Genomic DNA, 18,775 nt, shown 5'->3' on the forward strand with positions numbered 1-18,775 from the left:
GAAAACGTAACGAAATTTTGATATTTCTTAGGACATAACCATTCCGCCATCTACTTGGATGGTTTGACCTGTAATATAACCTGCTCCTTCTGAAGCTAAAAAGACAACAACGTTGCTTATATCTTCAGGCGCACCAAAGCGTGCGAGCGGGATTTGCTTAAGCATTTCTGTTTGAACATTCTCATCAAGCTTGTCAGTCATATCAGTAGAAATAAAGCCTGGTGCTACAGCATTGACTGTAATATGACGGCTTGCCAGCTCTTTCGCTGTTGTTTTCGTTAATCCGATCACACCAGCTTTTGCTGCAACGTAGTTTGCTTGTCCAGGGTTTCCGCAAACGCCGACAACAGATGCTACATTGATGATTCTTCCGCTGCGCTGTTTCATCATTTGACGTGTCACAGCTTTTGTACAGTTGAAGACACCTTTTAAGTTTATGTTAATGACATCATCCCATTCATTTTCTTTCATTCTCATGAGCAGGTTGTCCTTTGTAATTCCAGCATTATTCACAAGAATGTCGATTGAACCAAATGTATCAACGGCTTGTTTCATTAATGCCTGTACTTCTTCTGCATTTGACACATCCGCTTTGACAGCAAAAGCCTGCTGGCCAAGTGCTTTGATCTCATCGACGACTTCATTTGCTTTTGCTTCGTTGCCTGAATAGTTCACCACAACATTGGCACCTTTTTTCGCCAAATCGATCGCAATCGAACGGCCAATACCGCGAGATGCACCTGTGACAACGGCTGTTTTATTTGTAAGCATCAAGAATCCCCCTTGAGTGTTTGAATAGCTGCTTCAATTGTTGCTTGATCTGATACGGAAATGGTCGTCAGGCGGCGATTGACTTTTTTCACAAGACCTGAGAGCACTTTACCAGGACCAATTTCAATAAATGTTGTCACGCCTAAGTCAATCAAGCGTTCTACACTTTCTTCAAATCGAACAGGAGAATACAATTGTTCAATCAGCTTCGTTTCAATTTCATTACGTGATGTCACGATGTCTGCTGTTACGTTTGAAATCACTGGCGTAGCGGCATCAGAAATGTCTAATTTAGATAATACATCTGTGAATTTTTCAGCTGCTGGTTTCATTAATGCAGAATGGAAAGGTCCACTCACTTCAAGTGGAATTGCACGTTTTGCGCCCTTTTCTTTCGCTTTCTCTGATGCAAGTTCCACACCTTTTGCTGTACCGGAGATGACGATTTGGCCCGGACAGTTTAAGTTCGCAAGTTCTACAAGATGACCGCTTTCTGTCACTTCTTTTGTCACTTCTAAAAGCGCTGCTTGGTCTAAGCCAAGAATCGCCGCCATTGCGCCTTCTCCTGCTGGAACGGCTTCATTCATTAATTCGCCGCGCTTTCTCACTGCGAAAACGGCATCTTTAAACAAAAGAGCTCCCGCTGCAACAAGGGCTGTATATTCACCTAGGCTGTGCCCTGCTGCATAATCTGCTTTGATTCCGCTCTCTTCAAATTTCTTTAAGATCGCGATGCTTGTCGTTAAAAGAGCTGGCTGTGCATTATATGTCAGCGTCAGTTCTTCTGCATCTCCTTCAAAAATCATTGAAGATAAATCAAAACCAAGGGTCTGATCTGCTTCTTCAAACACAGCTTTAGATGCTGCTTCTTGGTCAAATAAATCTTTTCCCATGCCAATTTTTTGAGAGCCTTGGCCTGGGAATAAAAAAGCAATTTTACTCATGCTGCTCTACCTCCATTACGACTCATTCGTGTCTTCTTTTTGAACTTCTTGATGAATGATAGCTGAAACGTCTTTTTTAACGATGTCGCGCGCCTGACGAATGGCATGAAAAATCGCATTTTCATCAGAGGAACCATGCGCTTTAATAACGGGTGCTTTTAAACCAAATAATGCGGCACCACCATATTCGGAGTAATCCATTTTAGATTTCATCTGCATTAATTTTGGCTTCATCATACCTGCTGCTATTTTAGCTGTGAAGCTGGATGTTAAGGTTTCTTTCAGCATTTTAAAAACAGAAAGAGCTGTGCCTTCGATCGTTTTAAGGGCGATATTCCCCGTGAAACCATCTGTGACAACGACATCAGCTACACCTTCTAATAAGTCACGCGATTCTACATTTCCTATGAAATTCAAATCTGATGCTTTTAATAATTCAAAGGTTTTTTTCGTTAAATCGTTGCCTTTTTTATCTTCTGTCCCGACATTTAAAAGTCCAACGCGTGGATTGCTCTTCGGGAAGACATGCTCTGCGTAAATAGATCCCATCATGGCATATTGCACAAGATGCTCTGGCTTTGCATCAACGTTTGCGCCGACATCCAATAATAAGAACCCGCTGCCATCAAGTGTTGGCAACGTCGGAGCAAGTGCTGGTCTGTCAATGCCATCAATTCTGCCTACGATAAACAGGCCTGCTGTCATGAGTGCCCCAGTATTTCCAGCTGAAATACAGGCATCTGCTCTTCCTTCTGAAACTTCCTGCGCCATTTTCACCATAGAAGAATCCTTTTTACGTCTCACTGCACGCACTGGCTCATCCGTTGGTTCAATGACTTCTTTTGCATCTAAGATCGTGATGCGTTCATGATTTGTTATGTATGATTTGATCTTGCTTTCATCGCCGACTAGTGTAATCTCGATATCTGAAAATGCTTCTAAGCTTTTTTGCACACCGTCAATAATGGCTTTAGGGGCATGATCTCCCCCCATTGCATCGACTGCAATTCTCATGTTATGTGCCACCTTTTACTTTTGTTTTGAGCGATACATGACGAAATCGCCTGAGAAGACAACTTCCTCACCTACATAGCTGTTTACTTCAACTACGGTTCTGCCTTTTTCTTTATCATGTGAGGCAACTTTGGCTTTTGAGACGACTCTTTCGCCTTGTTTGACCTGCCTTGTAAACTTAATATTTGCTTTTGCTGTCAAAGCCAGTTCATCGTCGATGACGGCTACTGCCAGCGAATTTGCCTGGGCAAAAAGATGATGTCCCCTGGCAATTTGGTTACGACTGAATACATGCTCTTTTCTTACTTCAAAAATGGAAATCGCTTGATCATCAAGCTCTACATCAATCATTTCTCCAATGACTTCATCCAGCGGAAGAGACTTCACTTCATCCTCTAATGTCTTTTCGGCCACGTGCTTAATTCGTTCGCGTAATTCAGGGATTGACAGCTCCAAACGGTCAAGACGAACCGTTTGAATGCTTACACCGAACTTACTTGCCAATTCTTCATCAGTAATGAACGGAGTCGAGCTGATCGTTTGCTGGAGAAGCTTTTGTCGTTCTTTTTTATTTAGTTTCATATGCAGACACCATCCGTACATTTATGACTAGGTACTAATAGTAGTATATAATCTCATAGATGATAAATCAATCCTTGTTTCAAAAAGACAAGAAAATTCCTCCAGCACTTGATCAGCTCAATTTATCTCCGCCAAGCACACCGCTGTCTACGAGTGTTTGCCTAAGTTCTTTGTATTCAGGGTCTGTCCAAAAGGCTTCAGACTGCACGAGCTCTGCCGCATCTTTTCTAGCGGTTTCAAGCGCTCTATAGTCATGAACCATATCTGCCACTTTAAATTCAGGCATTCCGCTTTGTTTCTTGCCAAAGAAGTCGCCAGGGCCTCTTAATTCTAAGTCCTTTTCAGACAGTTCAAAGCCATCCGTTGTTTCAGACATGATCCGCATGCGCTCTTTACCGGTCTCTGATTTAGGGTCCGCCATTAAAATACAAAAAGATTGATGCTCTCCGCGTCCGACCCGGCCTCTTAACTGATGAAGCTGTGACAGTCCAAAGCGGTCCGCATCATAAATGACCATGATGGTCGCATTTGGCACGTTGACGCCAACTTCAACAACTGTCGTTGACACAAGGATTTGTACTTCATTGGAAGTGAAATCTCTCATCACTTGATCTTTTTCATCACTTGCGAGTTTCCCATGCATTAAGCCGATCGACCATTTTCCGCGATACGCCTCTGTCAGCATGCTGTGAACATCTATCGCATTTTGGACATCCAGTTTGTCTGATTCTTCTATAAGTGGACAAATAATATACGCTTGTCTGCCTTTTCTCAGCTCTTTATCAACAAAAGCAAGAATCCGTTCAAGCATGTCATGCTTCACCCAATACGTTTCAATCTGCTTTCGGCCGGCTGGCAGCTCATCAATGACTGAGACGTCCATTTCTCCAAATACTGTGATGGCAAGCGTTCTTGGAATCGGCGTTGCGGTCATAAACAAAACATCTGGGTCCTGCCCTTTGCTTCGCAGTTTTTTCCGCTGTTCCACGCCGAACCTGTGCTGTTCATCTGTAATAACAAGACCAAGCTGCTGAAATTCCACTTCGTCCTGGATAAGGGCATGCGTGCCGACTAAAATATCAATATCTCCCTCTTTCAGACGTTCAAGCAGTTCTCTGCGGCGCTTTCCTTTCACTGAACTCGTCAAAAGAGCAATATTTAGCCCCCATTTTTCAAATAGCTGATACAGTGAATCAGCATGTTGTTCAGCCAAAATTTCAGTTGGCACCATCAGCGCACCTTGAAAGCCGGATAAATGAGCGGCATAAAGGGCAATTGCCGCTACAGCTGTTTTCCCCGATCCAACATCTCCTTGAAGAAGCCGGTTCATTCGGTACGGGGATGCCATATCTGCCATAATTTCATCCAGCACTCTTGATTGTGCTTTTGTCAGTGGGAACGGCAGGCTATGAACAAACTCAAAGACCGCCTCTTTTGCGAACGGATGCTGGATGCCTGATGTTTTTTCTCGTTCTTTTTTTCTGATCGCTTGCATCTTCAGTTGAAAGATGAGAAATTCCTCGTACACGAAGCGTCGTCTTGCATGCTTGAGCGAGTCTCTCGTTTCAGGGAGATGAATGGTTTTTAGTGCTTCTTGATAAGACATGAGTTTATAAGCAGCTACAAGCTGCTTTGGCAGTGGATCTTCAGCATGGTCTACATAGAGTGACAACGCTTGTTTTACAAATCGTCTCATCATCTTCACGGTTACATTTTCTTTGACTGAATAAACAGGTTCTATACTGCCATCTTGTTCGTGTGTTCCTTTTTTAAATTCCTGCACCATAATGGATTGCCGGTTTTTATCCCACTTCCCTGTGACGGATACCGTATCGCCTAAAACAAGACTTCGTTTTAAATAAGGGCGATTGAAGCATATGGCTGTAATCAAAAAACGACCGACAAGCAGCCTGAATGTCAGCCTGCTTCGTTTTTTTCCATAATAGGTGAGAACGGGCTCACTGTGCACTTTTCCTTCAACTGTGACACGTTCGTCATGTCTGACTTCTTCTAAATTGCGAAGCTCATAGTCGTCATATCGATAAGGAAAGTAGCCGAGTAAATCGGCTACTGTGTAGATTCCAAGTTCATTTAGTGTTTTTTCTGTTTCTTCTCCAATCCCTTTGAGGGCAGAGATCTTATCTTGCAATTTCTGTATCACGAGATGAGGTCACACCTCCGAAAATCTTCTTTTCAAGCTCCCTTGCTGTCGGTGTTGCAGCAAGTCCGCCTTGTGCAGTCTCACGAAGAGCGGTTGGCATCGTTTGACCAATTTTGTACATCGCATCAATGACTTCATCACAAGGGATACGGCTTGTAATGCCGGCAAGTGCCATATCTGCTGCAATCATCGCATTAGAAGCGCCCATTGCGTTTCGTTTCACACATGGCACTTCCACAAGTCCTGCGACTGGATCGCAAACAAGACCCAGCATATTTTTTAAGGTGATGGCCATGGCTTCAGCGGATTGCTGCGGCGTACCGCCTGCCATTTCTACAATGGCTGCTGCTGCCATACCTGATGCAGATCCTACTTCTGCCTGACAGCCGCCTGCTGCACCAGAGATACTTGCGTTATTGGCGACAACAAAACCAAATGCACCAGATGTAAATAGGAACCTGACCATTTGTTCCTTTGTTGGCTTTAATGTTTCTTTCACCGCAAAGAGCGTTCCTGGCACAACACCTGCTGAGCCAGCAGTAGGCGTTGCACAGATCGTTCCCATTGCTGCATTCACTTCATTTGTTGCCACTGCCTTACTCACGGCATCTAAAATGGTATGACCAGACAATGTTTTGCCTGATGCGATATATGCTTGAAGTTTCACAGCATCCCCGCCTGTTAAACCAGATAATGATTTCACACCTTTCAGTCCGTTTTCAACGGCCTGTTCCATCACTTCTAGGTTGCGGTACATCTGCGAGAAAATGTCTTCACGTGACTTCCCTGTCACTTCCATTTCTTGAGTAATCATAATTTCTGAAATGGAGGTATTCCGTTCTTCTGTTAGCTGCACGAGTTCTTTGACGTTTTTAAACATCATACATAACCTCCTTGTTGTTACTCTGCAATTTGTGTGACTTGAATAATGTTTGGCAGCGTCTCAAGCTCTGTTAAAACCGCTGGATCAATATTCTGATCCACTTCAATCGTCATGAGTGCTTCTTGCCCGACCTCTTTACGTGCCACTTCCATATGACCAATGTTGATGGCGAATTTCGCTAACACATTGGCAACTGCTGCAATCGTCCCGTAGCGGTCGTTATGAACCACAAGAATGGCCGGATGATTTCCTGAGAGTCTCAGTTCAAAGCCATTTAATTCTGTGATTTCAATTTTACCTCCGCCAATGGAAATCCCGATTAATTCAAGGCTTCCATTCGCATCTGAAATTTCTACTTTTGCTGTATTTGGATGCGCTGGTACCGCATCTTCTTCTTTAAACTCAATGTCGATTTCTTTGCTTTTTGCAATATCGATCGCTGTTTTAATTCGTTCATCAAATGTATCAAAGTCAAGAACACCGCCGATAATGGCTACATCTGTCCCGTGTCCTTTATACGTATCTTTAAAAGAGCCATAAAACGACACAGTAATTCGTTTCGGTTCCCTTCCGAACAAGCTGCGAGCCACTCTTCCAATACGAGCCGCACCCGCCGTGTGCGAACTTGATGGACCAATCATGACGGGTCCAATAATATCAAACACACTTCTAAATTTCATAGGTCTTCCCCTCTCATCACCAATCACAGATTGGTTTGTTACTCCCTTTAGACTAATGGATTCATTCGATTCCCGCAACTCATTTCACCGATGAACACATAGTAAAAAAATGCAAAAGAAGAAGAAGGGCTTCATGTGCCCTTCTTTCTTTATTCAACAGCCAAAATATATGAATAAAGCGGCTGTTTTCCATCGTGGACTTCAACTTCTACATCTTCAAATGTGTCTTCAATATATGCTTCTAAAGCTTCCATCTCATCAGATGATGCATCTTCCCCTTTGATGATTGTGACAATCTCATCATCTTCTGTCACCATTTGGGTCAAAAGCTCTTTTGCTGCATCTAATTGATTTTTAGCTGTTAAGGTGATTTTTCCATTGTATAGGCCCATATAGTCGCCTTTGGCAATGTCGATCCCATCAATTTGGGTATCTCTCACTGCAAAGGTAATTTGGCCGCTTTTCACATGATCAATCGCTTCTAACATCGCTGCTTCATTGTCTTCATTTGAAGCTGCTTCATTGAGAGAAAGAAGTGCCGACATTCCTTGAGGAACGGTCTTTGTCGGAATAACAACGACCTCACGACTTGAGACAGTTGCCGCCTGTTTAGCTGCCATGACAATATTAGAATTATTAGGTAAGATAAAGACGGTTTCGGCATGAATGCTATCAATTGCTTTGACAATGTCTTCTGTGCTCGGATTCATTGTCTGTCCGCCTTCAATGACGACGGATGCTCCGATACTTTTAAACAAGTCAGCAATCCCTTCTCCCATTGCGACACTCACTACTCCAAAACGCTGTTTTTCAGCAGCTGTTGCTTTTGGTGCAGCAGGCGAGTGATCTTTTTCTTCATTGACGATCGAGCTATGCTGCTCTCTCATGTTTTCAATTTTCATATTAATTAAGCTGCCATAGCGCTGTGCATATGATAAGACATCTCCTGGCTGCTCTGCATGAATATGAACTTTTGCAAGCGTATCATCAGATACCACAAGAAGTGAATCTCCGAATTCGCTTAATTCTTCTCTGAAGGCATTTTCGTCAAAGGACTGTTTGTCTTCTTCGAATTTCACCATAAATTCTGTACAATAGCCAAATTCAATATCTTCTGTGTTCATATGGCTTTGTGCACTTTTATGATGCTCTGCACTCACTAATTCTTTTAATGTTGGCAAAGAGGCCGTTTTAGGAGGAAGCTCTTCTCCTCTTAATGAAGCAAGGAAACCTTCATATACACAAAGAAGCCCTTTACCGCCGCTATCTACAACGCCGACTTCTTTTAAAACAGGAAGGAGATCTGGCGTGCGGTCAAGTGATGCTCTTGCTTCCTCAATCGTTAATTCAAGCACACGATCGATTTGGTCTTCTGTTGTTGAAACAGCAACCGCTTTCTTTGCTGCGTCTTTTGCAACCGTTAAGATGGTTCCTTCAATCGGTTTCATGACGGCTTTATATGCTGTATCAACACCGGCCTGCAAGGCAAGCGCAAATTCTTTTGCGTCAATTGTTTCTTTTTGTTCTATATTTTTGCTGAAACCTCTGAAGAGCTGAGACAGGATCACACCTGAGTTTCCTCTTGCCCCCATTAACAGCCCTTTCGACAGAGCCACCCCGACCTTACCAATGTGATCGGTATTTGTTTCTTCAACTGCTTTTGCCCCTGAAGTCATTGACAAATTCATATTTGTCCCCGTGTCTCCGTCTGGCACTGGAAAAACATTTAACGCATCAACAATTTGTGCGTTTTGAGAAAGATGGTGAGCACCTGCAAGAATCATTTTTGCAAATGAGCGGCCACCCAGATTTCTAATAGACAATATATTTCCTCCTTACTACGGGTTCGTAACTTTTACTCCTTGTACATAAATGTTGACTGAGTCAACTGAAAGTCCAATCGTGTGATGAATCGTATATTTGACTTTCGTTTGAACATTATGTGCGACTTCTGATATTTTTGTACCGTAGCTGACGATGATGTACATATCAATATGAATGCGATCTTCTTTTTGACGCACAAGAACACCCCGGCTGAAGTTCTCTTTGCGGAGAATATCCGTCAAGCCGTCCTTTATTTGATTTTTGGACGCCATGCCAACAATACCATAGCAATCGATCGCAGCGCCTCCTGCCACCATTGCAATGACTTCATTTGATATATCAATTTGTCCGTATTTCGTTCTAAGTTCAATGGACACATTGGTTCCCCCTTTTTGAGAAATTGCCCTGAGTTATCACTATTTTACTATAAGACCCTTCTTTTTAAAAGAAATCATTCAATCCGACCCAATCCTACTTATACTATAGCCTTGATTTTTTATCAAGATGTCAAGGTATTTTTCTTGAAAGAGGAGCAAACAATCCTTGCAAACCCCTTGAAGCTGTGGTAAATTATTAAAGTATCTTGAGGCATCTCTAAGTACGTATATGAAGAATATGATGATGTTTTCGCAGTTAGGAGGGAAACAAATGGCACGTAAATGCGTTATTACAGGCAGAAAAACAAAAGCTGGGAACAACCGTTCTCACGCAATGAACTCTACAAAACGTACATGGGGCGCGAACCTTCAAAAAGTTCGTATTCTAGTGGACGGTAAGCCTAAAAGAGTATATGTATCAGCTCGAGCTTTGAAATCTGGTAAAGTTGAGCGTGTATAAGCAAGAGTAAACGCCTGCTACATTTAACTGTAGCAGGCGTTTTTATGTGGAAATAAAGGAGATTACTCATTAATCTTTCTTAAATGAACCAAGCATCGCACGGACAATGCCGCCAAGAAATCTAGGCAGTTTGATTGTATAAAATTTCATTTTGTCCCCCTCCTAAAAGTACCGCTTGCAGCACAATTGAGCTTAATCAGCCATCCACATTGATAGGTTGGTCAATCTTTGCTTCTTACCATTATTAATATGCCTTCATGAAAAGAAAAAGTACCATTTGAGTGGATGAGTTCGTTACTAATACATAGTGTGGAACCAGGCTCAATATGACAATTTTTCAGAGGATATTTGAAACCTTTTAATGTCAGCTTTTCAACCGATGTACCGAAGGGCAAAAACGACACATATTTTTTATCCGGGTCTTGTTTGATTTCGTATGTACCAGGTCCAAACATTTGAATAATATTTTGTTTATCTACAAGGTTCATGCTCTGTTTGTGCTGAATACCTTTATAAAGGAGATGGATATTCCCAAGAAAATGATCTGCTCTTCCGCCTGTGATGCCGTAAATTTGAATATGGGCTGGATTCTGACGCAAAGACCAGTTCAGCGCAAGTTCTAAATCCGTTTCATCTTTCTCTGCCTGAAATAGATTGAGTGCAGGCAATTTCTTTTTCAGTTCATGAAGCTCTTCTTCTGTCACACTATCAAAATCACCAAATGCTCTGTCAGGTACAATGCCATGCTCTAGTAAGAAAAGGGTTCCCCGATCTACGCCGACCCAGAGAATGTCCTCCTCAGATGCTTCATGATCAAGCGGCGGGATGTACGCAAAAGGACCGCCGGCTACGATATGTATGTGCATGATTACGCTCCTCTCCATTGAAAAAGAACCAAAGATCACAATGACTTTGGTTCTTTTTCTTATGCTTCTCGAATGGCCTGAATGGCCGCCGCGCGGTCTTCTTTCCCATATACCGCTGAGCCGGCAACCAGTAGATTAGCGCCTGCTTCTTTGCAGCTCTTTGCTGTCTCTACATTGACACCGCCATCTATTTCAATGAGTAAATCGGTTAAGCCCTTTTGTTCACTAAGTGTCTTTACTTCTTTTACCTTTGAGAGAACAGAAGGAATAAACGCCTGTCCGCCAAAACCAGGGTTCACCGTCATGAATAAGACGAGGTCAACATCCTCTAATACATGCGCGATTTGAGAAACGGGTGTGTGCGGGTTTAAAACGACCCCTGCTTTGACACCTTGTTCTTTTATATGCTGAATCGTGCGATGTAAGTGTGGACACGCCTCGACATGAACAGAAATAATATCAGCGCCCGCTTTTGCAAATGCAGGGATATACTGGTCTGGCTGCTCAATCATTAAGTGAACATCGAGCGGCAGCTTTGTATGCGGCCTGATCGCCTCCACTACATTTGGTCCAAATGTCATATTCGGCACAAAATGACCGTCCATCACATCAATATGAATATAATCCGCTCCACCTTGTTCCACATCACGGATATCTTTCGCAAGATTGGCAAAATCGGCTGATAAAATGGATGGGGCAATATAAACCATGATTTAGTACCTCGGCTTTCTGTCTTTAATTTCAGTTAAAAACTCTAAATAATGCTGATAGCGATACTCTCTGATGCGATCGTCTTCTACTGCCTCTTTTACCGCACATCCAGGTTCTTTTACGTGCAAACAGCCTCTAAATTTACATTCTGCACTCTTCTCTCTGATTTCTAAGAAATAGAGCCCTAAATCTTCCGCTTCGATACCTGTAAATTCAAGCGAGCTAAATCCTGGTGTATCGGCAATGAGCCCTTCAGCCGTTCGAATGAGTTCCACATGTCTTGTTGTATGTTTCCCCCTGCCAAGATGGGAGGAAATATCATTTGTTTTCAGTGCTAAATCAGGACTCATCGCATTTAAGAGGGAAGACTTCCCTACACCCGATTGACCTGCAAAAACAGTAATCTTGTGATGGAAATACGGGGTCAGCTTTTCAATTCCATCCCCTTCGATTGTCGATGTTAAATGAACGTCGTATCCAATTTGGCGATAGTCTTCTGCATAGGCTTGAATCGTTTCTCGCTCTTGCTCTGTTTTCAGCAAGTCCATTTTTGTGATGCAGATAATCGGTTCAATCTGGCTCTCTTCAACAAGCACTAGGAATCTGTCTAACAGCGATGTACTAAAGGTCGGCTCTGCTGCTGAGAAAACGAGCACCGCTTGATCAACGTTGCTAATAGGCGGCCGAATCAGCTCATTGGTCCGCTCTTTTACTTCCAGCAAATAGCCTTCCTTATCGTTATCTGCTTGATAGACGACATAATCTCCAACAAGAGGGGTTATTTTGTTTTTACGAAAAATCCCTCTTGCTCTACACTGAATTACTTTACCACTTTCTAGAGACTCATCCAGCACATAATAAAATCCGCTTAATGCTTTAATAATTTTGCCCTCAGGCATAAAGTCCCTCCTTTATTCATCATCAGGGTATTCAATCGTTTTGGAGCTTACTACTTTATCATCCACAGTCACCTGATAGTATCCTTTTTGACCAGGTTCTATCTTAAATTTAATCGTTCGCTCAGTGGGCGCAGTGATTTTAAAGGTTTCATATAAATCAGAAATGCTATGTTCTGCATCGTCAATGGATATTTGAACATTCATTTCTTGTCCTTCTGTTTCTGGTTCATATGGGATCGCAATCTTTTCAGTCACTGTTTTGGCTGGTTTCTCTTTTGGTCCAAGGGAGAACGTAATTTTAACCGTATCACCAGGTTTAACAGCTGTCCCCGCTCCCGGTTCCTGCTTCATGACCTCACCTTTTGGCACATCGTCAGAATATGCTTCTTTTTCATCTAGCTTTAGTCCATTATCCTCTAAATAATTTGATGCGGCCTGTTTACTATACGTCGTTAAATCCCGTAAGGTAATATCGGCAGGGCCTATACTGACGGTCAATGTGACTTCTTCATCTGCTGCGACAAGTTCTGTATTCGCGGAAGGTTTCTGTTCCATGACAATGCCTGATTCTGTGTCATTATCATTCACTTCCTCTACAACAACCTGTTTAAACCCTTTTTTCTCTAATAGTTCTTTTGCTTTCTCGACCTTTTCACCTGTTACATCAGGTAATTCGGTTTTTTCTTTACCTGTACTTTGATAAAGCTGAATTTCTGTCCCTTCTTTTACCTTTGTTCCAATTTTCGGGTCTGTTTTGACAACCAGCCCTTTTTCAATCTTCTCGTCGGCAATATCAATGGGTTCAGAAGCGACGGTAAATCCGGCTTTCTTCAAGGTGTCTTCCGCTTTTTCAACCGTCATGCCAGAAACATCGGTTACCTCTACGTCTTTTGGAAAGAGTAATCCTGGGAAGACCGTGATCGCTAAAATGGTCGCAGCCGTCAAAACAAATAAGATCGACGCTACAATCCACGGCCATTTTTTCCGTTTTTTCTTCGGCTTTTGTTTCTCTTTTTTCTTTGGTTTTTGAACCGGGTGGACGGCTGTTTTTTCATTGTCTTGATCGACTTGATGATCTTTTATAATAGGAATGGCTTTTGTTGCTTCATGATCTTCTTCAATGACAAAGCGCTTTTCTTTTAGTCTTGCAGGGTCAAAAACCGTTTTTAAGTCTTTTTGCATTTCAGATGCATCTTCGTATCGATAGAATGGATCTTTGGCCATCGCTTTTAAAATGATGTTCTCCACGCTTTGTGGTACAGAAGGATTCCACCTTCTCACAGATGGCGGCTCTGATTGCAAATGCTTCAGTGCGACACTGACAGCGGATTCTCCTTCAAATGGCATGCGTCCTGAAATCAGCTCATAAAGAACAATACCAAGTGAATAAATGTCTGACTTTTTCGTTGCAAGACCACCGCGCGCTTGCTCTGGGGACAAATAATGCACGGAGCCAAGAACAGAATTCGTATGGGTAATGGTCGCTGAGCTAAGCGCCATGGCGATGCCAAAATCAGTGACTTTGATATTCCCCAAGTTGTCTATTAATATATTGTGAGGCTTAATGTCTCGATGGACGAGCTGTTTCGCATGGGCTTCTTCCATCGCCGCAACGACTTGCTCCATAATGCGAACGGCTTCTTTTGGATGAAGCGGTCCATTGGCGTGTATGTATTCTTTCAGCGTCATCCCTTCGACATATTCCATGACAATATAATAAATGTCATCTTCTTCTCCTACATCGTAGATACTGACAATATTCGGATGATCTAAGCTGGCTGCTGATTGCGCTTCTCTCCGGAACCGTCTAATAAAATCATCATCGCTTGCAAAGTCAAACCGTAAAATTTTAATCGCCACTTCGCGATCTAAAATCATATCCTCCGCCAAATAAACGTTGGCCATTCCGCCTCCGCCTATGGCGCGAAGAATTTGATAACGGCCGCTGATCCTTTTTCCGATCAACACTTGCTGTCACCCTCCTCTGTTTGGGAGGAGATTTCTAACAGTACTGCTGTAATGTTATCTTCACCGCCGTTGTCATTCGCTGTTTGAACTAACTCTGTTACTTTTTCATCTGGTGCGGTTGTTTGCGATAAAATCTGAATCAAATGTTCTTCTTCTACTTTATTCGATAATCCGTCTGAGCAAAGCAAAATTTGATCTCCTGGATCCACTTCAAAAGTTCGTGCATCAATTTGAACGTGTTTATCCGTTCCTAACGCTTTGGTCAGCACATTTTTTCTTGGATGATATTCTGCATCCGCTTTTGAAATCTCTCCTGTTTTCACTAACTCATTCACTAGTGAGTGATCATCTGTTAATTGGGTCAGCGCACCTTCTCTTAGCAAATAGCAGCGGCTGTCACCAATATGGGCAATTGTGACCGTTTGCAAATGAACGAGCGCACAAACGATGGTCGTCCCCATTCCTTGGCATTCCTCATTGTTTTTCGCATGTTCGTATACTTGGTCATTAATGTCGCTAATTTTTGAGATTAACCAATTTTCTTGATCGGCTGGTTTATTTGGAATTGAAGATGTTTCCTGCCAGTATTCTTTTAAAGAAGAAACTGCCATCTTGCTGGCTACATCACCAGCAAGATGACCTCCCATTCCATCTGCTACAACAGCTAGAAGTGTGTCTTCTTTTGCTTCAAAAATACCTGCATCATCTTCATTATGCTGACGGACTTTTCCTGTATCGGTTTGAAAGGCTGCCCTTATCAACATTCGTCACCTCGTCTCTTCCTGACGCTCCTTCGCTCTTAGCTGACCGCAAGCAGCATCAATATCATGGCCTTGCTCTCGTCTAATCGTTACGTTTACGCCTCGTTCTTTCAGCGTTTTTTCAAATAGGAAGATTTGTTCTCTTGGTGTTCTCACGTAATCTCTTTCTGGTACATAGTTCACAGGGATGAGGTTTACATGGCATTTGATTCCTTTTAATAAATCAGCAAGTTCTTCTGCGTGATGGACTTGATCATTGACTCCGCCAAACAGACCGTATTCAAAGCTCACGCGTCTGCCTGTTTTTTGAATATAGTATTCAATAGCTTCCATTAATTTTGGCAGCTTGTATGCCTTATTGATTGGCATGAGGCGGCTTCGAATGTCAGTATTTGGTGCGTGCAGGGAGACAGCAAAGTTGATTTGCATTTGCTCATCCGCAAATTGATAAATCTTTGGAATGATCCCGCTCGTCGAAACGGTAATATGACGTGCACCAATATTTAAGCCGTTATCATGGTTAATGATTTTAAGGAATGCAAGCATTTCATCAAAGTTATCAAACGGTTCGCCAATTCCCATGATGACAACTGAGCTGACGCGTTCATCTGTTTCATCAAGCGCCTGTTGTACTTTCAATACTTGGGCCACAATTTCTCCCGCCTCAAGGTTACGTTTCAAACCGCCAAGTGTAGATGCACAGAATGTACAACCAATTCGACAGCCAACCTGTGTTGTGACGCAGACAGAGTTGCCATATTCGTGGCGCATCAGCACGGTTTCAATGGTATAGCCATCGTGTAATTCAAATAAGAACTTGATCGTTCCATCTTGAGATGTTTGTTTTATCACTGTTTTTAAAGTCGTGATGGCGAATTGATCTTTTAATTTTTCTCTTAATTCCTTTGAAAGGTTAGACATTTCATCAAAGGACGTGACGCGTTTTTCATAAAGCCACTCAAAAATTTGTGTTGCACGGAAAGGCTTCTCGCCTTGTTCCTTTAACCAGTCTTTGATTTCATTTAGCTCGAACGAGTAGATCGACGGCATGTCTGTTTTCAGTTCTTTTCTTACTTTTTGTTTTTGTTCTGTCATTTTTTATCCCTTCTTTCTCATGCTGCAAATAAAGAAACCATCTGTTCCGAAATAATGAGGAAGAATTTGTACACTTCCGTTTTGAACAAACGGAGCAACCTGCTCAGGCAGCCGTTCATTAAGAGATAGATCGGGGTCGAAGTCTTGGTGTTCTTGTAAAAACGCATGAATCACTTGTTGATTTTCTGTTGGATCCATTGTACATGTACTGTATACAAGGGTTCCGCCTGGCTTTAGCAGCTGGGCTGTTTCATGCAAGATCGATTGCTGAATTGTCGCAAGTCTTGCTGAGTCTTCCGAGGACTTTGTATATTTCATATCTGGTTTTCGTCTGATGACGCCAAAACCTGAACATGGTGCATCAATGAGAATACGGTCAAACGAAGCATCATCATAATGGTCGGATACTTTCCTTGCATCAAGCGCTTTTGCCTCAATATGCGTTAAGTTCAGACGTTTTGCTGCCTGTTTGATCAGTTTTACTTTGTGCTCATGTAAATCAAGAGACACAATCTTCCCCTCATCGTTCATTCGCTCTGCGATATGTGTTGATTTACCACCAGGAGCGGCACAGGCATCAAGCACCATTTCTCCCGGCTGAGGATCCAGCGCTCTTGCGACAAGCATGGAGCTTTCATCTTGAATCGTGACAAAGCCCTCTTGAAAGAAAGGAGTAGATACGATAGATCCTTTCATGAGTTTGAGTGCATCCTCAGATAAGTCGCCGAGCTCTGTTTCAATTCCTGCATCCATGAGTTCTTGCTGCAGTGCAGGGCGGTCTTTTTTCATTCGATTGACACGCAATGTCTGCTTTGGCGGGACTAAATGAATACGGCACATGCTTTCTGTTGCTTCAAAACCGTACGCCTCCACCCATTCTTGTACGAGCCACAATGGATGGCTTGTCTCTATTGAAAGCCTTTTTACCGGATCTTTGATCGCATCAAATGCTGGCACGCCTTCTCTTTGCACAGAACGAAGAACGCCGTTGACTAGTGAAGAAATACCTTTATGTCCGCGCTTTTTCGTTAGTTCCACTGCTTCATGGATGGCTGCACGATCTGGAATTTTTTCAAGGTAAACCATCTGATAAAGAGACATCCGCAAAAGCTGCATCACCCATGGAGCCACTTTTTGCGGTTTTTTCACAAAGGGTGTGAGCATATAATCAAGTGCCAGCTTGTTTTGCAGTGTACCGTATACAAGTTCTGTTAATAGCGGTTTGTCTTGATCGGAAAGTTCTTTCTCTTTCATCACTGACTGCAAAAGCAAGTTACTGTAGGCTTGATTTTGTTCGAGTTTGATTAAAGCGTCTAGCGCTACTTCTCTCACATTACTTTTCTTCATTGATTAGCCCTAATTTCTGTCCAATTTCGATATTTGCGCCTCTTAAGAAGTCTTCACCGCTCATTTTTTTCTTTCCAGCGGGCTGTACACTCGTTAATAAAAGGCCTTGCTGATTTCCTGTTCCAACGACTGGTCCTTCTTTTTGAAGCTCAATCACTTTCCCAGGTTCTTCTGGTGCTTGAAGCGGAACTTTTTTCGCTTCCCATACTTTTAAGTTAGCACCGTTCCATTCAGTATAGGCAACTGGCCATGGATTTAAGCCGCGAACTTGGTTGTAAAGCTCTTCTCCTGGCTTGGTCCAGTCTAATCTTTCCTGCTCCCGCTTAATATTTGGTGCATACGTTGCTGCCTCTTCATTTTGCGGAATTGGCGAGATAGACCTGCTTAACACATTTGGAACTGTGTCTTTTAATAACGCCGCACCAGCCACACTTAATTTATCATGCAGTGTTCCGACGTTGTCTAATTCATCAATTTCTACTTCTACTTTGCTAATCATGTCACCTGCATCAAGCTTTTCTACCATATACATGATCGTCACGCCTGTTTTCTTTTTGCCTTGCAGGATCGCATAATGGATCGGTGCACCGCCTCTTAGTTCTGGCAGCAGTGAGGCATGAACGTTGATACAGCCAAATTCAGGTTCATCAAGTAATCTTTTTGGCAAAATTTGTCCGAACGCTGCTGTTACGATCAAATCTGGCTTTAACGCAAGCACTTTATCAATTTCTTCATCAAGACGTACCTTTTCAGGCTGTAAAACTGGAATGCCGTGTTTTAAGGCTTCTACTTTTACAGGAGGCGGCGTGAGCACTCGTTTTCTGCCTTTCGGGCGATCAGGCTGTGTGACGACCCCGACAACTTCATATCCTTCTGTTATAAGTGTTTGCAGCACAGGTACTGAGAAATCAGGGGTTCCCATAAATACGATACGTGCCATTTTCTTCACCCTTCCATTTCCGCAAGTTCTTTTTCTGTATACGTTTGAATGATTTTCGACGTGAATAATACGCCGTCTAAGTGATCAATTTCATGCAATAAAGCTCTTGCTAAAAATCCTTCTGCTTCTATTGTAAATGGTTTGCCTTTCTTATCAAAGGCTTTCACCTTCACATAATTTGGTCTTTCAACCGTTCCGTACAAAGATGGAAAGCTCAGGCAGCCTTCAATGTCTGTCTGGCTCCCTTCCACATCAAGAATCTCAGGATTTACTAAGTCAATCCTCCCAGAATCTTCTCCGATATCGACCACGGCGATTCTTTTTGAGATGCCGATTTGTGGTGCGGCTAGGCCGACTCCATCTAGTTCAAGCATTGTATCATACATATCATCCAGCAGTTTTTTCAGTTTTTTATCGAATGTATCAACAAGCTCTGTTTGTTGTTCAAGCACGTCTGCAGGATGTAAGACTATCGGTTTGATTGCCACGAAA

The 18,775-nt window shown here is 42.6% G+C and carries 20 protein-coding genes; 1 reads left to right on the forward strand and 19 read right to left on the reverse strand.

The features are described from left to right. Positions 1 to 27: 27 nt before the first annotated feature. The 9 genes from fabG to KFQ09_RS01910 form a co-directional block, all read right to left on the reverse strand. Positions 28 to 771 (reverse strand): 3-oxoacyl-[acyl-carrier-protein] reductase, encoded by a 744-nt coding sequence (fabG, locus tag KFQ09_RS01870; RefSeq protein WP_008344855.1) that lies wholly within the window; start codon positions 769 to 771, stop codon positions 28 to 30. Further along, entirely contained in the window at positions 771 to 1,715 is a 945-nt protein-coding gene (gene fabD, locus KFQ09_RS01875) for an ACP S-malonyltransferase (RefSeq protein WP_060832326.1), read from the reverse strand. Before fabD ends, fabG begins: the two co-directional genes overlap by 1 nt. Before the next feature lie 15 nt (positions 1,716 to 1,730). Continuing rightward, complete coding sequence (gene plsX / locus KFQ09_RS01880) at positions 1,731 to 2,729, reverse strand: phosphate acyltransferase PlsX (protein ID WP_050827257.1); 999 nt, start codon at positions 2,727 to 2,729, stop codon at positions 1,731 to 1,733. Between the two features lie 15 nt (positions 2,730 to 2,744). After that, complete coding sequence (gene fapR / locus KFQ09_RS01885; protein ID WP_017359102.1) at positions 2,745 to 3,311, reverse strand: transcription factor FapR; 567 nt, start codon at positions 3,309 to 3,311, stop codon at positions 2,745 to 2,747. Between the two features lie 112 nt (positions 3,312 to 3,423). After that, on the reverse strand, positions 3,424 to 5,472 hold the full coding sequence (gene recG, locus KFQ09_RS01890) for an ATP-dependent DNA helicase RecG (protein WP_035700728.1): 2,049 nt from the start codon (positions 5,470 to 5,472) through the stop codon (positions 3,424 to 3,426). Then, positions 5,450 to 6,352 carry an L-serine ammonia-lyase, iron-sulfur-dependent, subunit alpha gene (gene sdaAA, locus KFQ09_RS01895; protein WP_024720342.1) on the reverse strand — a complete coding sequence of 301 codons (903 nt, stop codon included), beginning with the start codon at positions 6,350 to 6,352 and terminating at the stop codon, positions 5,450 to 5,452. The genes recG and sdaAA overlap by 23 nt, the downstream gene beginning before the upstream one ends. Before the next feature lie 20 nt (positions 6,353 to 6,372). After that, entirely contained in the window at positions 6,373 to 7,035 is a 663-nt protein-coding gene (sdaAB, locus tag KFQ09_RS01900) for an L-serine ammonia-lyase, iron-sulfur-dependent subunit beta (protein WP_017367229.1), read from the reverse strand. Positions 7,036 to 7,184: 149 nt separating this feature from the next. Further along, positions 7,185 to 8,858 (reverse strand): DAK2 domain-containing protein, encoded by a 1,674-nt coding sequence (locus KFQ09_RS01905; RefSeq protein WP_048002836.1) that lies wholly within the window; start codon positions 8,856 to 8,858, stop codon positions 7,185 to 7,187. 15 nt (positions 8,859 to 8,873) lie between these two features. Then, positions 8,874 to 9,236: an Asp23/Gls24 family envelope stress response protein gene (locus tag KFQ09_RS01910; RefSeq protein WP_008344871.1), complete on the reverse strand. Its 363-nt coding sequence runs from the start codon at positions 9,234 to 9,236 to the stop codon at positions 8,874 to 8,876. 271 nt (positions 9,237 to 9,507) lie between these two features. Here KFQ09_RS01910 and rpmB point away from each other — a divergent pair, with 271 nt between their 5' ends. Then, a complete protein-coding gene (gene rpmB, locus KFQ09_RS01915) occupies positions 9,508 to 9,696 on the forward strand; it encodes a 50S ribosomal protein L28 (RefSeq protein ID WP_003212514.1) in 189 nt (62 codons plus the stop codon). Between the two features lie 69 nt (positions 9,697 to 9,765). Here the strand turns inward: rpmB and spoVM are convergent, their stop codons facing one another. From spoVM to def, 10 genes are all read right to left on the reverse strand, one after another. Beyond that, positions 9,766 to 9,846: a stage V sporulation protein SpoVM gene (gene spoVM, locus KFQ09_RS01920; RefSeq protein ID WP_008354550.1), complete on the reverse strand. Its 81-nt coding sequence runs from the start codon at positions 9,844 to 9,846 to the stop codon at positions 9,766 to 9,768. Between the two features lie 71 nt (positions 9,847 to 9,917). Continuing rightward, positions 9,918 to 10,562: a thiamine diphosphokinase gene (locus KFQ09_RS01925; protein WP_046343515.1), complete on the reverse strand. Its 645-nt coding sequence runs from the start codon at positions 10,560 to 10,562 to the stop codon at positions 9,918 to 9,920. Between the two features lie 59 nt (positions 10,563 to 10,621). After that, positions 10,622 to 11,272: a ribulose-phosphate 3-epimerase gene (gene rpe, locus KFQ09_RS01930; RefSeq protein ID WP_046343514.1), complete on the reverse strand. Its 651-nt coding sequence runs from the start codon at positions 11,270 to 11,272 to the stop codon at positions 10,622 to 10,624. 3 nt (positions 11,273 to 11,275) lie between these two features. Beyond that, positions 11,276 to 12,172, reverse strand: coding sequence for a ribosome small subunit-dependent GTPase A (gene rsgA, locus KFQ09_RS01935; protein WP_024720340.1), 897 nt, complete (start codon positions 12,170 to 12,172; stop codon positions 11,276 to 11,278). A 12-nt stretch (positions 12,173 to 12,184) separates the two neighbouring features. Beyond that, complete coding sequence (gene pknB / locus KFQ09_RS01940) at positions 12,185 to 14,140, reverse strand: Stk1 family PASTA domain-containing Ser/Thr kinase (protein WP_050827254.1); 1,956 nt, start codon at positions 14,138 to 14,140, stop codon at positions 12,185 to 12,187. After that, positions 14,134 to 14,904 carry a Stp1/IreP family PP2C-type Ser/Thr phosphatase gene (locus tag KFQ09_RS01945; protein WP_034647887.1) on the reverse strand — a complete coding sequence of 257 codons (771 nt, stop codon included), beginning with the start codon at positions 14,902 to 14,904 and terminating at the stop codon, positions 14,134 to 14,136. The genes pknB and KFQ09_RS01945 overlap by 7 nt, the downstream gene beginning before the upstream one ends. A gap of 3 nt (positions 14,905 to 14,907) precedes the next feature. Further along, a complete protein-coding gene (gene rlmN, locus KFQ09_RS01950; protein ID WP_007499669.1) occupies positions 14,908 to 15,996 on the reverse strand; it encodes a dual-specificity RNA methyltransferase RlmN in 1,089 nt (362 codons plus the stop codon). A gap of 3 nt (positions 15,997 to 15,999) precedes the next feature. Next, on the reverse strand, positions 16,000 to 17,343 hold the full coding sequence (gene rsmB, locus KFQ09_RS01955) for a 16S rRNA (cytosine(967)-C(5))-methyltransferase RsmB (protein ID WP_046527262.1): 1,344 nt from the start codon (positions 17,341 to 17,343) through the stop codon (positions 16,000 to 16,002). Continuing rightward, positions 17,330 to 18,283, reverse strand: coding sequence for a methionyl-tRNA formyltransferase (fmt, locus tag KFQ09_RS01960; RefSeq protein ID WP_017359336.1), 954 nt, complete (start codon positions 18,281 to 18,283; stop codon positions 17,330 to 17,332). The genes rsmB and fmt overlap by 14 nt, the downstream gene beginning before the upstream one ends. 5 nt (positions 18,284 to 18,288) lie before the next feature. After that, positions 18,289 to 18,771 (reverse strand): peptide deformylase, encoded by a 483-nt coding sequence (gene def, locus KFQ09_RS01965; protein ID WP_008344891.1) that lies wholly within the window; start codon positions 18,769 to 18,771, stop codon positions 18,289 to 18,291. Positions 18,772 to 18,775: the final 4 nt, after the last annotated feature.

This window comes from Bacillus sp. FS02 (assembly GCF_024398395.1).
GTDB lineage: Bacteria > Bacillota > Bacilli > Bacillales > Bacillaceae > Bacillus > Bacillus altitudinis.

Coding starts and splice junctions, on each gene's coding strand:
- KFQ09_RS01925 (WP_046343515.1), bottom strand. CDS start 10,562: ATGCACATACATATCGTAGCCGGCGGTCCTTTTGCGTACATCCCGCCG.
- fapR (WP_017359102.1), bottom strand. CDS start 3,311: ATGAAACTAAATAAAAAAGAACGACAAAAGCTTCTCCAGCAAACGATC.
- spoVM (WP_008354550.1), bottom strand. CDS start 9,846: ATGAAATTTTATACAATCAAACTGCCTAGATTTCTTGGCGGCATTGTC.
- sdaAA (WP_024720342.1), bottom strand. CDS start 6,352: ATGTTTAAAAACGTCAAAGAACTCGTGCAGCTAACAGAAGAACGGAAT.
- rlmN (WP_007499669.1), bottom strand. CDS start 15,996: ATGACAGAACAAAAACAAAAAGTAAGAAAAGAACTGAAAACAGACATG.
- KFQ09_RS01945 (WP_034647887.1), bottom strand. CDS start 14,904: ATGTTGATAAGGGCAGCCTTTCAAACCGATACAGGAAAAGTCCGTCAG.
- rpmB (WP_003212514.1), top strand. CDS start 9,508: ATGGCACGTAAATGCGTTATTACAGGCAGAAAAACAAAAGCTGGGAAC.
- plsX (WP_050827257.1), bottom strand. CDS start 2,729: ATGAGAATTGCAGTCGATGCAATGGGGGGAGATCATGCCCCTAAAGCC.
- fabD (WP_060832326.1), bottom strand. CDS start 1,715: ATGAGTAAAATTGCTTTTTTATTCCCAGGCCAAGGCTCTCAAAAAATT.
- fabG (WP_008344855.1), bottom strand. CDS start 771: ATGCTTACAAATAAAACAGCCGTTGTCACAGGTGCATCTCGCGGTATT.
- fmt (WP_017359336.1), bottom strand. CDS start 18,283: ATGGCACGTATCGTATTTATGGGAACCCCTGATTTCTCAGTACCTGTG.
- rsgA (WP_024720340.1), bottom strand. CDS start 12,172: ATGCCTGAGGGCAAAATTATTAAAGCATTAAGCGGATTTTATTATGTG.
- sdaAB (WP_017367229.1), bottom strand. CDS start 7,035: ATGAAATTTAGAAGTGTGTTTGATATTATTGGACCCGTCATGATTGGT.
- rpe (WP_046343514.1), bottom strand. CDS start 11,272: ATGGTTTATATTGCCCCATCCATTTTATCAGCCGATTTTGCCAATCTT.
- rsmB (WP_046527262.1), bottom strand. CDS start 17,343: ATGAAGAAAAGTAATGTGAGAGAAGTAGCGCTAGACGCTTTAATCAAA.